Consider the following 14,408-nt stretch of genomic DNA (forward strand, 5'->3'; position numbering starts at 1 on the left):
ATATTATACGTTTACTATTTTCATATTTTATATATTCTTTTAATATGTATTTTTTTATTTCATTCTATTTATTATCAATTAAATATTAACACTTATACATTAAATCGTTTTATTTCATAATAAACATTACTTTTATTGTAGTCAAGTACCATCCCCTGTTTTAGTTTGACTAAAGTTAAAACGAAAAAGTATTTCTCAAGATCTTTAGATATCCAGATTATTATACTTGACAAATTATACTCACATATCCTTAAATTTACAAAAATTAAAGGATATTTCTAATCAAAATACTAATTGTAAGGTTTATGTCCTTTCCTTGAATTGATCAAGTTTTTACACAAAATTGAATAGTAAATATTGACTCTTTTCAGATCTGTATGCAAGTACATTAGGTTTGGTGGGTTGCACAGTAGATGATAAAGTCCACCTGAAAAAAGGCATTAAGTCGGCTGGGATTGCTCGACAATACGCAGGCACAATAGGGAGGGTCGATAACTGCCAAGTTGGGGTGTACTTAGGCCTATGCGCAGATAAGCATGCAAGTATAACCAACGTTAGTTTTTTTTACCAAAAGAATGGACAGACGATGAGGAGCGATGCATCAAAACGGGGATACCTGAGGACATGATTTTTTCTTAACCCAAGCCTGAACTGAGCCTAGAGATGGTCAAGGAGCAAATAGAAAACGGCGATCATTTTGATTTTGCCAACAAAGATGGTTCGTACGGTAACAGGTTTACTTTTAGCAAAGGAGTTAATGCCTTGGGTAAAAAGTACGTGCTTGATGTACATAGCAATCAGCAGGTATATTTGCAGAAACCGGTTATAAGAGTACTCGAACCACAAGCAGGGAAAAGAGGGCGGAAAGCGACCTTGTCGAAACCTGATGTTCAGAGCGTATCTGTGGCTGAATACCAGAAATCACTTCGGGGGTTCATATTACGAAGAGGTCAGGATAAGGACAGATAGTCAATAACCCTACTCCACGTGGCAAGGGTATGGGTATGGGACGTACAAGGAGGAGATTTAGAAGCCATAGAGCAAACCCTCGTTATTCGTAAACCAATGCACAGAAAAGATAAGGCGCAGTACTCCCTGATCAACATCGGGGTAGACGAACAAAGTCCCGAAATGTTTGCATTCATACAAGCACAAAGATTCTGGATTAAAAGGTGCTTTAGAGGCAATAGCCATGATCTGAGAATGTCTGACTATCAAGTCAGGACGTACAAGGGATTTAACAATCATATGGTATTAACCTGTGTTGCCATGCAGTATGTGCAGCGTGAACGAATGAAAAACGCACAAGATTTGCCATTGCTCTCGTACAATGATGTTAGAATTTTACTTGCAAAAAAACACGAGAGAATATCCGTTACGATATATCCACATACAGAATAGAGCAAATATCTATACGCCACAAACAAAGAGCTAAGGATACATTAAGATTATATCAAACCGATCTACCAAAGTAGAATTAACCAATATGAGGTAATAATTGATAGATAATGATCTCATTCGCATAAAAAAACACACCTAACCTGAATATCGAAGTCTTTAAATTACATCTATGATGTTTATTCATTTCTAGGTATAGACATCCCATTTTTTATGATGACTACCCTGATTTCTTACATGTATTCAAAGTTAATACGCCTACCGAATCGTTTAACTCAAAAATAAAGGCTTTTAGATCTATGCAGAGAGGTGTTCGAGATATTCCCTTTTTTATAGGCTAACTATAATTTACGCTTGAAAACTAAATCCACAACTTTTCTATTTGACCTCTTAAAAATCAAACAATGAAAAATATGGTAAAAATAAAAAGGGGCTTAGTAAAATTACTAAAACCCCTAATTTTCTTGTAGCGAGAGGCGGGAATGATCCGCCGACCTCATGATTATGAATCATGCGCTCTAACCAGCTGAGCTACCTCGCCATCGGAATTGAGGTGCAAAAGTATAAAATTATTTTTATCCACCAATTTTTTACTTAATGAAAACAATTTGAAGATATAAGTTTTCTATCTCCTGAATATTCTTCTGAATATCAATATGTGCCAAATTAAAAAACAAGTGTTCATAAAAACATTAGCAATAAAAAAGATTAGTATCCATTTTTTCATATCTTGCAAAAAAAGTAAAAAAAGTAATAAAATTATACTTAAACTGTTTTAATAAAGAATAATAGAAAAAATCATGGAAGATGTAAAAACTTTAAACAGAATTGAACTAGAGTTTGCTTTAAACACCCCTCCTCATTTACTTTTTAATAGACTCTCAACCCCTTCGGGTTTATCTGAATGGTTTGCTGATAATGTTAATGTTTCAGGTAAAACTTATACATTTATTTGGGACAACACGGAGCTTAAAGCTGAACTTCTTGAAAAAAAGGAGAATAAAAATATCAAATTCCGTTGGCTAAGAGAGGGAGCAAGTCCAAAGAGTTTTTTTAATTTTCGAATTATAGTGCACGACCTTACTGGAGAAGTTTCACTTCAGGTTATTGAACAACTCGATGAAAATGAAGATATTAATGAATCAATTTCTCTTTGGAATTCTCAGATTGGAAATCTAAAAAGGATTTTGGGTATTTAGTGCTCTATTCACACTCCTGAAAAACAAATATTTTAGAAAAATCGCTTATTTTTGTCATTGGATTTCTAAAATAATCCTTAATTCACAGTGAAGACCTTATATCGCTTTATCATTAAATCATACATTGGCCCATTGGTGATGACTTTTTTCATCGTCATGTTTATACTTTTAATGCAATTCCTTTGGAAGTATATTGACGATTTAGTGGGTAAAGGGCTAGAATGGAAGGTTATTGCGGAACTATTGCTTTACGCTTCATCAAACCTAGTTCCCATGGCTTTACCCCTATCTACACTCCTTGCCTCATTGATGACTATGGGAAATTTGGGGGAAAATAATGAACTTCTTGCTATGAAATCGGCAGGCATTTCATTACCAAGAATATTAAGTCCGCTCATCTTTATTACAATACTAATTAGTATAAGCGCTTTTTTCTTTTCAAATAACGTACTCCCCTATACAAATCTTAAGATATCTACACTTTTATATTCTGTAAAACAACAAAAGCCCGAATTAGCAATAAAAGAAGGGATTTTCACCACAATTAATGACGTCTATAGCATAAAAATTGCGGAGAAAAACCAAAAGACGAGTTTAATGCGTCGAATAATGATTTATGATCATAGTAAAAATGAGGGTAATTTGGTTATCACCTCAGCAGATTCAGGCTATATAAAAGTTTCTAATGACGAAAAACGATTAGTAGCAACACTTTATAGCGGCAATACTTATGAGGAAAGGATCGAAAGCGCTACAAGTAAATCAGGGAATCGATCGTTTCCATCAACTAGCCAAAAATTTCAAGAACAAGTTATTGTATTCGAGTTACAAGGAAAAGGATTGCAAAAAACTGACGAAGAGCTTTTTAAAAGTAGCGCACAAACTATGAATCTTCATCAACTTGATATTGTAAAAGATTCGTTAAGCAAACAATATAGGTCAAGAGAAAAATCATTTCAGCATAATTTACATTACTCTGTATTCCAAAGGAATAAAAACACAAATAGTAAAGATAGTTTACACAAGAAGATGTTTCTCTTCCCTGATGATTCTCTCTTCAACATATTATCAAATTTAGAGAAGCAAAGAATAATTGATGTTGCAATTTCAAGTGCACGATCAACAAAAAGTTTTATTTCTTCTACTAGTGATGAGTTTTACTCTAAAGGAAAGTACATTGCAAGGCATAAAATTGAATGGAATAGAAAATTTTCGTTATCATTTGCATGTTTCGTATTCTTCTTTATTGGAGCACCCCTTGGAGCCATAATTAGGAAGGGGGGGCTGGGTATGCCTGTTGTAATATCCGTTTTCTTTTTTGTGCTTTACTACATTATAACAATCTCTGGTGAGAAATTTGCACGAGAACTTATTTGGCAACCTGCTGCCGGGATGTGGCTATCATCTTTTATTTTGCTACCACTTGGTGCTTTTCTCTCATATAAAGCAACCACTGATTCTGTAATTATGAATCCTGATTTCTATACAGAATCCTTTAAAAAAATCCTACTTCTTTATAAGAAAATCCATAGGAAAATTATCGGTTTAAAGCCAACCCTCCCTAAATAAATAGATGAACATCCTGATTTTAGCCAACAAGCCTCCTTTCCCAGCCAAAGATGGAAGTTCCCTAGCTACACTCAACATGGCAAAAGGGCTTGCTAAAGTCGGTAATAAAGTTACTATTCTTGCAATTTCTACACCTAAACATCAATGTGAGCCCGAATGGATTCCAAAGGAAATAAAAGACTTAATCAATATCAAACTAATACATATTAACACAAGGATTAACCCTTTTAAGGGCATTCTGAATCTGTTTTTTTCTAGTTTACCATATAATATTGAGCGTTTCAGTAATAAAAATTACAGCATAGCACTTAAAGATATTATTAATAGCAATAAATTTGATATTATTCAACTTGAAGGGCTTTATCTTGTAACCTACCTTTTAGAAGTACAAAAGCTAACAAAAGCACCTATTGTTTATAGATCTCACAATATCGAACACGAAATTTGGGAGAGAATATCAAAAAACGAAAAAAATTGGATAAAGACTAAGTATTTCTCTTTGCTTTCGAAGCGAATTCTTAGAATGGAAATCTCAATATCGGCTCAAGTAAATGCTTTGGTTGCCATTTCTCAACGCGATGAGCAATGGTTTAAAGCAAATGACTTTAGCAAACCTACCATTTCTATACCAATGGGCTATACTAAACCTGAATTAATTAATTCTACTGGTTTAGCTAATAGTGATATTTGTTTCATAGGCTCGTTAGATTGGATTCCAAACCAAGAAGGTTTATATTGGTTCTTAAACAATGTTTGGCCAAGAATACTTAATGAATGTCCCAGCGTATCTTTCCATATTGCAGGTAGGAATACCTCAAAATCAATTGTTGAAAGATTAAAAAAGGAAAAAAGTGTAATCTTTCATGGCGAAGTGGAAAGTGCAACCGAATACCTTAGTAGATACTCCCTTCTAGCAGTTCCAATCCTATCAGGAAGTGGAATGAGGGTGAAAATTGTTGAAGGAATGATGCTAGGGAATGTAATTGTTACCACTTCCATTGGACTCGAGGGAATATCTGCAACGAATAGAGAACAAGTTATTATTGCCGATGAACCTAAGGATTTTGCAGAAGCAATTATCGAATTGATTCGTATTCCGGCATTAAAGAATAGTATTGCAAAAAAAGCTCGTATTTTTGCAACCGATAATTTTGATACCTCTGCATTAGCAGAAAAGTTGGAAGCTTTTTACAAAAAACTTATTTAAAGGTGGTCAAGTTTATTTTTTGGTTATTCATTGGATTACTCATCTATAGCTATATTGGTTATACAATAATCATACTGTTTATATCTTTTATCAAGAAATTTTTCCCTTCAAATAGAGGCAGCAATAAGGAGAACTCAGCATCTAAATTTCCTGAGGTAACAATAATTATTGCCGCATACAATGAAGAGAAAAACGTTGACGAAAAAGTTAAGAATACCTTTCAACAGGACTACCCTCATGATAAAATAACACAGGTTTGGGTTAATGACTGTTCATTTGATAAAACTAAGGATCTGGTAGCAGAATACCCGAATGTTACCCTTTTAAATCAAATCGAACGACAAGGGAAAGTTGCTGCAATAAATTTTGCAATGCAGTACGTTAAAACACCTATCGTTATTTTTTCGGATGCAAATGCCATGCTTTCAGCAGAAGCTATCAATAATATAGTTAAACCCTTCTCCAATCCTAAGGTTGGTTGTGTTGCTGGAGAAAAAAGAATCCTAATGAACCCCATTGAGAACGCTGCTGCCACAGGTGAAGGAATTTACTGGAAATACGAATCTTTTATCAAGCAAATAGAATCAACCTGTGGTTCTACACTTAGCGCAACTGGGGAACTTTATGCAATTCGAACTGAATTATTTGAAGAGGTTAAAAAAGATACCATACTCGATGATTTTATTATTTCAACCCATGTAATTAAAAAAGGATATTTGGTAAAGTATGTACCTGATGCCTATGCTTGCGAAAAAGCCTCTGCAAATATTAATGAGGAAAAAAAGAGAAAAATTCGAATTGCAGCAGGAAGTTTTCAAGCACTTTTTAGAAGTATGGAGTTATTAAACCCACTTAAGCATCCTCTTTTCTCGTTCCAATTTTTTTCACACAAAATCTTAAGATGGTTTGTACTACCTATTTCCCTCCTGTTGCTGCCCATATTAAACGTGTTAATTCTCCTTTTATACAGTCAATCCACTATATATCAAGCAATTCTCATAATTCAGATATTCGTATTATTAATGATTTTTTCGGGTTGGCTATTTAAAGATAAACAAATATCAACAAAATGGGTGTTTCTTCCTTTTTACCTTTTCATGATGAACATTTCAATTGTGCAAGGGTTTATTCGCTATGTTAATGGGAAACAAAATGTAAAATGGGATAAATCCTTAAGACAAACCTGACAAATGTTATGTATAGTTTTCAGTTCAATATGCTATTTTTGCATCAATTAAAAACAAAAATATAGATGAGCATCAAACAACAAAGCAACACCGAATTCAAGCTTAACACAATATCTGAAGCACTTGAAGAACTTAAGGCAGGTAAAGTTATTATTGTTGTTGATGATGAAGATCGGGAAAACGAGGGGGACTTTATTGTAGCCGCAGAACTTATTACTCCTGAGATAGTTAATTTTATGGCCAGATATGGCCGAGGACTAATTTGTGCTCCAATTCCCGAAAATCGTTGCGTTGAACTCGACCTAGGATTAATGGTTGGTAATAATACAGCACTTCACCAAACTCCTTTTACTGTCTCAGTTGATTTAATTGGACAAGGTTGTACAACAGGAATATCTGCATCTGATAGGGCAAAAACCATAAAAGCTCTGGTTGATCCAACAACAAAACCAGAAGATTTGGGTAGACCTGGGCATATATTCCCATTAAAGGCAAGAGAAAAAGGGGTACTCAGAAGAGCTGGTCATACCGAAGCGGTTGTGGATCTCACTCGCTTGGCAGGATTAAACCCTGGAGGAGCCTTAGTCGAAATCATGAATGATGATGGCTCGATGGCTCGATTACCAGAACTTATTCAAATAGCCAAACAGTTTAATTTAAAGATAGTATCAATAAAGGATTTAATTGCATACCGTTTACAATTTGACAGCATTATTGAAGTAGGATCAAAGATTAAACTTCCAACCGCCTACGGTGATTTTGATCTAATCGCTTTTAGACAAAAATCGAATGGGTTGGAACATGTTGCTCTTATAAAAGGAACATGGGATTTAGATGAACCCGTATTAGTAAGAGTGCATTCATCGTGCGTTACTGGGGATATCTTTGGTTCATATCGATGCGATTGCGGTACTCAACTCCACCATGCGATGAGTATGATTGAAAAAGAAGGTAAGGGTGTTCTTGTATACATGAATCAAGAAGGAAGGGGAATTGGTTTATTCAATAAAATTCACTCTTATAAACTACAAGAAGAAGGTTTAGATACTGTAGAGGCCAACATTGAACTTGGTTTCGAACCCGATGAGCGAGATTACGGAATTGGAGCAAGTATCCTTCGTGAGATTGGTATTCATAAAATGAAACTCATCTCAAATAATCCTGTTAAACGAAAAGGGCTGGAGGGATATGGTTTAAAGGTAACAGAAAATATTTCTCTCGAAATAGACTCTAACCCACATAACGAATTTTATCTTAGAACAAAACGAGATAAAATGGGTCACATACTACTACTCAAACCAAATAATGGTAAGCATTAATATCATTTAACTTGATAATGACCAAAGATATCAGGATAGTATATATGGGTACACCCGATTTTGCGGTTGCGCCATTAAAAACTCTAGTTGATGCTGGTTATAATATTGTTTGTGTTGTTACAGTGCCGGATAAACCCGCTGGCAGAGGTCAAAAAGTTCAATCCTCTCCGGTAAAAATCTATGCGCAAGAGAAAGGTTTAAAAATACTACAACCCGAAAAACTAAAGAATCCTGACTTTACTAGTGAATTTAACTCATTAAGTCCCGATATAGCCGTAGTTGTTGCATTCAGAATGTTACCAAAATCAATTTGGTCGGTACCTAAACTGGGAACATTTAACCTACACGCCTCTCTTTTACCCCAATATAGAGGGGCTGCTCCAATAAATTGGGCAATTATCTATGGTGAGAAGAAAACTGGCGTTACCACTTTTATTATTGATAAAGAGATTGATACTGGAAATATTATTTACAGGGAAGAGGTAAATATTGATACGAATGATACTGCCGGGGATATTCACGATAAACTAATGGTTATCGGAGCTGAACTGGTTCTAAAAACGGTTCAAGCCATTACTGAAAAAAAGGTTAAACCAATTGCTCAACAACTATATCTTCAGGATAGCGAGCAGGTCAAATCTGCACCAAAGATTTTCAGAGAAACTTGTCGTATCGATTGGACGAAAACAGTATCTGATGTTCATAATTTTATCAGGGGCTTAAGTCCTTACCCAGGCGCTTGGACAGAGTTAATATTTGAAGATGGGACTGCGGTTCAAACTAAAATATTGAAATCAATTCAAATCGAAAAAAATCACCAACATACAAGCGGATTAATTTTAATCGAAGGGAAAAACGCACTTAATGTTGCCTGTAATAATGGCTTTGTTAGTATAATCGAAATGCAACTGGCTGGCAAACGCCCTATGAAAACCAATGAATTTCTGAACGGGCTTAGAAATGTTGCACCAATTAAAATGATTTGAATTCGAAATATTCCTGACTTAAGCTTTATTTGCGATTTACTTATCCTTAGGCTTACGTTTCCTTAATTGAATTACTTGTCCTACCTCAAGCTGCTCTCCTATTTTCATCCTATTCTTACGGTATAAACTTTTTTGCTTAATCCCATACAATTGAGAGATTGAATACATGGTTTCGCCCTTTTCAACAACATGCACTGAGTGGTTTATTTCGGCTCTGCATCGTTTTGGTTGAATGTAAATCTCCTGTCCCTCCTTTAATGCAGAATCCCTATTTAATTCATTGTATTTAGCTAACTGCCATGGCAGCAATTCAAGTTCTTTAGTTAAACTTGCGTAATCATCACCCTTCCTTACTATGATATACTTTATCCTATTACGAGTGAATATTTTTCGGTGCTTATTCATGTCAATTACAAAGTGGTCGATATCAACCAAATCCCCCATACCCTTAGTTGGTGATTCAACTTCAACGGAAATACCCTTATCATATATATATAAACTATTATCTTCTATAATCTTTATAAGCATTTCTGCATAATGTGGGTTTGTGGCATAGCCTGCCTTCTTGAGTCCATAAGCCCATCCCTTATAATCGGTTGGATCGAGATCAAATAAAAGAGAGTACCTGCGTGCACCCCTCAAAAAATCTGAATGATCTTTGTATGATGTTTCTGGATTACTATATTTTCTAAAACACTCATTACGCATATCGTCATCCATATAAATAGTAGAACCAGACCATGTATTATGGCATTTAATCCCAAAATGATTATTCGCTTTTATTGCCAATTTGCTATTCCCATTATCGCTTTCCAATAGTCCTTGAGCTAGAATAATACTAGCAGGCACTCCTTTCGTTTTCATTTGATAAATGGCAATATTCTTATAATTATCGATATATTCTTCACGTGTTAACTTCTTTTGAGCAATAGTCAAAACTGGAAAAACTAATAGGAGAATCAATAGGTTAATCAACTTCATAATTTATATTTTACTTTGCAAAAGTATTAAAATGTTGGTCAAATTGTATTATTTTTCTTAATTCATAGAACATGCGGAAAATCAGCTGGAATATTCCAAGTATTTAATACATTTGGTGGTGATTATTTGCTTATTAAAAGAAACTGACCGATGAAAGCAGTCAAAGAATCAGGATTTAAATTTATTGAATATTCTAATAAAGGCGAACTTAACCCAGAAGATATTCGATTAGTCGACTTGGCTATAGATGCTCAAAAAACAAGTTATTCCCCTTACTCTAAGTTTAAAGTTGGAGCAGCCCTTTTATTGGAAAATGGAGAAATAATTCAAGGGAGTAACCAAGAAAACGGTGCGTATCCATCAGGGCTTTGTGCTGAAAGAGTTGCAATTTTCTATGCTGGGGCAAAATACCCTGGTATTCCTATAAAAACAATCGCAATAACCGCTAGTTTTAATAATCAACTAACTATCGATCCCATTCCGCCTTGCGGTGCTTGTCGTCAGGTGATGATTGAATCAAGAAATATTGGGAAAAAACCAATAAAGGTAATAATGGTGGGTAGTCAAAAGATTTACGAAGTTGAAGATGTTTCTTTTCTACTTCCATTTAATTTTTCCAACGTTAACGATGCTGTTAAGTAAAGTTTTTTAGAACAAAACTCCTGTTTATTAAATTGTTGACCGGTTATAAATTAAGCCTTTAGAGGTTGTTTTTTATATTAGAAAGGTATCTAACAACCTCAACAAATAATTGCTACAAGGCCAAAAATTCTTTCCAAAGAACATCCTCTGGGGTTTGTGCAACAATTTCAATAAATTCCCCGCTAACTGGATGGATAAAACTTACCAACCTTGAATGAAGATGAATACCCCCATCAGGGTTTGATCGAGGAAAGCCGTACTTTAGATCGCCCTTAATTGGGCATCCAATCTTTGCAAGTTGGCTTCTTATTTGGTGATGTCTACCCGTTAAAAGTTCTATTTCAAGTAGAAAGTAATTGCTTGTTTTTCCTAGCACTTTATAAATAAGCTTAGCCTCCTTCGATTCGGGTTTAACCGTATCAAATACGTAGGACTTATTTTGCTTGGTGTTTCTTAATAAATAGTGGGTTAAAGTATCACTCTCTTTGGGAGGAATACTTTTTACAACTGCCCAATAGATTTTTTTTACCTGTCCATCATGAAAAAGCTTATTCATTCTAGGTAAAACCTTACTAGTTTTCGCAAAAAGCACCGCCCCACTAACAGGTCTGTCAATTCGATGAATCACCTCAAGGTAAACATTCCCCGGTTTTTTGTCGCGAAGTTTAATAACCGACTTTATCTGCTCAATTAGTGGTTCATCGCCAGTTTTATCACTTTGAACAATATCATGATTAGTCTTATTTACGGCAATAATATGGTTATCCTCATAAAGGATACGGTCAGGTGTAAAATTCATAAGAATTATTAAGGCTAATATTGTTCTTTTTCATTAGGAAAATCGGAATTCTTAACATCATTTATATATGACTGAAAAGCACCTAGCATCTCTGCATAAAGGTTATGGTAGCGCCTTAAAAATCTTGGAGAAAATTCTTGAGTAATTCCAAGCATATCATGAGTTACAAGTACTTGACCATCTACACCATTGCCAGCACCAATACCTATTACTGGAATTTTTAAATCACGAGCAACTTTAGCACCTAATTTTGCAGGTATTTTTTCAAGAACGATTGAGAAGCAGCCTGTTTCCTGAAGGATTTGAGCATCTTCAACCAGTTTATCCGCCTCATCCTCATCCTTTGCACGAACAACATAAGTTCCAAATTTATGAATTGATTGCGGCGTAAGACCAAGATGTCCCATAACAGGAATACCTGCGGAAAGTATACGAGATACAGATTCAACTATTTCCCTTCCTCCTTCAAGTTTTACAGCATCAGCACCGCTCTCCTTCATTATACGTATTGCTGAGTTTAAGGCTAATTTCGAATTACCCTGATATGATCCAAACGGCATATCAACAACTATCAATGCTCTTTTAATTGCACGCACTACAGAAGATGCGTGATATATCATCTGATCAAGGGTAATCGGTAGTGTCGATTCATAACCTGCCATTACATTGGATGCGGAGTCCCCAACTAGAATCACATCAATACCAGCAGCATCAAGTATTCTTGCCATTGAAAAATCATAAGCCGTTAGCATTGATATTTTTTCCCCTCTATGTTTCATTTCACCCAACACGTGAGTTGTAACAATTCGAGCTTTACCTTCGATTGACATATTTTAATATTTATAAAGATTTCACATTAAAAACTTCAAATTTAAGGCAATAATTTAATTTACTCTCAAATGATCAAAGTCTTTATATTTTTTTTGCAAAATCAACAATATGACGAATTGGCAGCAATACATATAAAACAATGATTTTTAATAATTTATAATAATTATAAGCCTGACGGATATTAAATAAACTGACAATTACATCTTTTTAATAGTAGAAATTATGCCACAATTACTTAGAATTAGGCAATATATAAGGTTGGCATAATGATTGAAGTTACATGCAAACATAATTTAGAATTAACAAAAAACTCAATAGAAATGGGCAAAATAATTGGAATAGATTTAGGAACAACCAATTCATGTGTTTCTGTAATGGAGGGTAACGAACCTGTCGTAATTGCGAATAGCGAGGGGAAAAGAACAACTCCTTCTGTAGTCGGATTTGTTGAAAATGGCGAACGTAAAGTCGGCGATCCAGCCAAAAGACAAGCGATTACAAATCCTAAAAAAACTATTTTTTCTATAAAACGTTTTATGGGAGAAACCTTTGATAAGGTTACCCTTGAGGTACAACGAGTACCCTACCAAGTAGTAAAAGGAGACAACAACACCCCTAGAGTAGTTATTGACGATCGTAAGTACACCCCTCAGGAGATTTCAGCTATGGTTCTTCAAAAGATGAAGAAAACAGCGGAAGACTATCTTGGTCAAGAAGTTACTGAAGCAGTAATTACTGTTCCAGCATATTTTAGTGATTCACAACGTCAGGCTACAAAAGAGGCTGGAGAAATTGCAGGTTTAAAAGTAAGACGTATTATTAACGAACCTACTGCCGCAGCTTTGGCATACGGCCTTGACAAAAAGTCTACAGATCTTAAGATAGCTGTTTTTGACTTAGGTGGTGGAACATTCGATATTTCAATACTTGAACTAGGTGAAGGTGTTTTTGAGGTTAAATCGACCAATGGGGACACTCACCTTGGAGGTGACGACTTTGACCATGTCCTAGTTGACTGGTTGGCAGAAGAGTTTAAAAAGGATGAAGGTCTTGATTTGCGAAAAGACCCTATGGCGTTACAAAGATTAAAAGAAGCTGCTGAGAAAGCTAAAATTGAACTCTCGAGCACAACTTCTACTGAAATTAATCTACCCTATATCATGCCCGTTAATGGCATTCCTAAACACTTAGTAAGAACTTTAACAAGAGCAAACTTTGAAAAACTATGCGATCAATTAATTCAACGAACAGTTGAACCTTGCCGCAAAGCCCTTAGTGATGCAGGTTTGCAAACATCAGAGATTAATGAAGTTATTCTCGTTGGTGGTTCAACAAGAATTCCTGCAATTCAGCAGTTAGTTGAGAAATTCTTTGGTAGAGTTCCTAATAGGAGTGTAAACCCTGATGAGGTAGTTGCAGTTGGAGCAGCAATTCAAGGTGGTGTTTTAACTGGTGAGGTAAAAGATGTTCTTTTGCTAGATGTTACACCACTATCACTTGGTATTGAAACCATGGGAAGTGTATTCACTCGCTTGATTGATGCAAATACAACAATTCCTACACGAAAATCGGAAACTTTTACAACAGCTGCGGACAATCAACCTACTGTAGAAATACATGTTTTACAAGGTGAACGACCATTAGCAAAAGATAATAAAACGATTGGTCGTTTCAACCTAGATGGATTACCACCTGCACCACGTGGAGTTCCTCAAATTGAAGTAACCTTTGACATTGATGCTAATGGGATACTTCATGTTTCGGCAAAAGATAAAGGAACAGGAAAAGAGCAACGTATTAGGATTGAAGCATCATCAGGACTTACCGATAGCGAAATAAAACGCATGAGAGATGAAGCCAAAGCTAACGAGGAATCAGATAAAAAGGAAAAAGAGAGAATCGATAAACTCAATGCCGCTGACAGCTTGATATTCCAAACTGAAAAGCAACTGAAAGAATTCGGTGATAAAATACCAGCTGATAAAAAAACTCCAATAGAGCAGGCCTTAACAAAACTTAAAGAAGCCCACAAGAGTCAGGATATACCAGCTATTGAAACAGCCTCTGAAGAGTTAACCAAAGTTTGGCAAACTGCCTCAGAAGAACTTTACAAAAACACTCAGGGTCCTAGCCAAGAAGGTGGTCAAACACCACCATCAGATTCATCATCTTCAAATAATGGAGAAAAGAATAAAGAGGTTACTGATGTTGATTTTGAGGAAGTTAAATAACATACTTTTGAATCTTTTAAAGCCCCCTCCTTTGGGGGCTTTTCTTTTTGTTAGCAATA

The 14,408-nt window shown here is 35.2% G+C and carries 14 protein-coding genes, 1 tRNA gene and 1 pseudogene; 12 read left to right on the forward strand and 4 right to left on the reverse strand.

Features of this window, described 5'->3' with window-relative positions; genetic code table 11:
• Nucleotides 1–397: 397 nt before the first annotated feature.
• The 4 genes from HOO91_09960 (at nt 398) to HOO91_09975 (ending at nt 1,739) form a co-directional block, all read left to right on the forward strand.
• Nucleotides 398–628 (forward strand): hypothetical protein, encoded by a 231-nt coding sequence (locus HOO91_09960; GenBank protein NOU17869.1) that lies wholly within the window; start codon nt 398–400, stop codon nt 626–628.
• 35 nt (nt 629–663) lie between these two features.
• A complete protein-coding gene (locus HOO91_09965) occupies nt 664–969 on the forward strand; it encodes a hypothetical protein (GenBank protein ID NOU17870.1) in 306 nt (101 codons plus the stop codon).
• A 162-nt stretch (nt 970–1,131) separates the two neighbouring features.
• A complete protein-coding gene (locus HOO91_09970) occupies nt 1,132–1,401 on the forward strand; it encodes a hypothetical protein (GenBank protein NOU17871.1) in 270 nt (89 codons plus the stop codon).
• A 182-nt stretch (nt 1,402–1,583) separates the two neighbouring features.
• Nucleotides 1,584–1,739, forward strand: coding sequence for a hypothetical protein (locus HOO91_09975; GenBank protein ID NOU17872.1), 156 nt, complete (start codon nt 1,584–1,586; stop codon nt 1,737–1,739).
• 126 nt (nt 1,740–1,865) lie between these two features.
• On the opposite strand, the gene HOO91_09980 is transcribed toward HOO91_09975, so the two are convergent.
• Nucleotides 1,866–1,939: transfer RNA gene (locus tag HOO91_09980), tRNA-Met, on the reverse strand.
• Between the two features lie 259 nt (nt 1,940–2,198).
• On the opposite strand from HOO91_09980, the gene HOO91_09985 reads away from it, so the two are divergent.
• The 6 genes from HOO91_09985 to HOO91_10010 all read left to right on the forward strand — a co-directional run bounded on the left by HOO91_09985 (nt 2,199) and on the right by HOO91_10010 (nt 8,865).
• Nucleotides 2,199–2,597 (forward strand): SRPBCC domain-containing protein, encoded by a 399-nt coding sequence (locus HOO91_09985; protein ID NOU17873.1) that lies wholly within the window; start codon nt 2,199–2,201, stop codon nt 2,595–2,597.
• A gap of 87 nt (nt 2,598–2,684) precedes the next feature.
• The gene (locus HOO91_09990) at nt 2,685–4,166 is read left to right on the forward strand and encodes a YjgP/YjgQ family permease (GenBank protein NOU17874.1); all 1,482 of its coding nucleotides are present in this window, start codon (nt 2,685–2,687) and stop codon (nt 4,164–4,166) included.
• A gap of 4 nt (nt 4,167–4,170) precedes the next feature.
• Nucleotides 4,171–5,373, forward strand: coding sequence for a glycosyltransferase family 4 protein (locus tag HOO91_09995; protein NOU17875.1), 1,203 nt, complete (start codon nt 4,171–4,173; stop codon nt 5,371–5,373).
• A gap of 2 nt (nt 5,374–5,375) precedes the next feature.
• A complete protein-coding gene (locus HOO91_10000) occupies nt 5,376–6,560 on the forward strand; it encodes a glycosyltransferase family 2 protein (protein NOU17876.1) in 1,185 nt (394 codons plus the stop codon).
• Nucleotides 6,561–6,625: 65 nt separating this feature from the next.
• Nucleotides 6,626–7,879 (forward strand): bifunctional 3,4-dihydroxy-2-butanone-4-phosphate synthase/GTP cyclohydrolase II, encoded by a 1,254-nt coding sequence (locus tag HOO91_10005; protein NOU17877.1) that lies wholly within the window; start codon nt 6,626–6,628, stop codon nt 7,877–7,879.
• Between the two features lie 14 nt (nt 7,880–7,893).
• Nucleotides 7,894–8,865: a methionyl-tRNA formyltransferase gene (locus HOO91_10010; GenBank protein ID NOU17878.1), complete on the forward strand. Its 972-nt coding sequence runs from the start codon at nt 7,894–7,896 to the stop codon at nt 8,863–8,865.
• A gap of 36 nt (nt 8,866–8,901) precedes the next feature.
• On the opposite strand, the pseudogene HOO91_10015 reads toward HOO91_10010, so the two are convergent.
• A pseudogene (locus tag HOO91_10015) lies at nt 8,902–9,867 on the reverse strand (LysM peptidoglycan-binding domain-containing protein).
• Nucleotides 9,868–9,996: 129 nt separating this feature from the next.
• Between HOO91_10015 and cdd the strand changes: the two are divergent.
• Complete coding sequence (gene cdd, locus HOO91_10020; GenBank protein NOU17879.1) at nt 9,997–10,488, forward strand: cytidine deaminase; 492 nt, start codon at nt 9,997–9,999, stop codon at nt 10,486–10,488.
• 112 nt (nt 10,489–10,600) lie between these two features.
• Here the strand turns inward: cdd and HOO91_10025 are convergent, their stop codons facing one another.
• A complete protein-coding gene (locus tag HOO91_10025) occupies nt 10,601–11,287 on the reverse strand; it encodes an RNA pseudouridine synthase (GenBank protein ID NOU17880.1) in 687 nt (228 codons plus the stop codon).
• 14 nt (nt 11,288–11,301) lie between these two features.
• Entirely contained in the window at nt 11,302–12,117 is an 816-nt protein-coding gene (panB, locus tag HOO91_10030; protein ID NOU17881.1) for a 3-methyl-2-oxobutanoate hydroxymethyltransferase, read from the reverse strand.
• 321 nt (nt 12,118–12,438) lie between these two features.
• On the opposite strand from panB, the gene dnaK reads away from it, so the two are divergent.
• A complete protein-coding gene (gene dnaK / locus HOO91_10035) occupies nt 12,439–14,349 on the forward strand; it encodes a molecular chaperone DnaK (protein ID NOU17882.1) in 1,911 nt (636 codons plus the stop codon).
• The last annotated feature ends 59 nt before the right edge of the window (nt 14,350–14,408 follow it).

This window comes from Bacteroidales bacterium (assembly GCA_013141385.1).
Classification (GTDB): domain Bacteria; phylum Bacteroidota; class Bacteroidia; order Bacteroidales; family Tenuifilaceae; genus UBA8529.

Bases quoted from the DNA above. Each gene is read 5' to 3' on its own strand.
- HOO91_09965 (NOU17870.1), top strand. From the start codon at position 664: ATGGTCAAGGAGCAAATAGAAAACGGCGATCATTTTGATTTTGCCAAC.
- HOO91_09970 (NOU17871.1), top strand. From the start codon at position 1,132: ATGTTTGCATTCATACAAGCACAAAGATTCTGGATTAAAAGGTGCTTT.
- HOO91_09985 (NOU17873.1), top strand. From the start codon at position 2,199: ATGGAAGATGTAAAAACTTTAAACAGAATTGAACTAGAGTTTGCTTTA.
- HOO91_09995 (NOU17875.1), top strand. From the start codon at position 4,171: ATGAACATCCTGATTTTAGCCAACAAGCCTCCTTTCCCAGCCAAAGAT.
- HOO91_10005 (NOU17877.1), top strand. From the start codon at position 6,626: ATGAGCATCAAACAACAAAGCAACACCGAATTCAAGCTTAACACAATA.
- cdd (NOU17879.1), top strand. From the start codon at position 9,997: ATGAAAGCAGTCAAAGAATCAGGATTTAAATTTATTGAATATTCTAAT.
- HOO91_10025 (NOU17880.1), bottom strand. From the start codon at position 11,287: ATGAATTTTACACCTGACCGTATCCTTTATGAGGATAACCATATTATT.
- panB (NOU17881.1), bottom strand. From the start codon at position 12,117: ATGTCAATCGAAGGTAAAGCTCGAATTGTTACAACTCACGTGTTGGGT.
- dnaK (NOU17882.1), top strand. From the start codon at position 12,439: ATGGGCAAAATAATTGGAATAGATTTAGGAACAACCAATTCATGTGTT.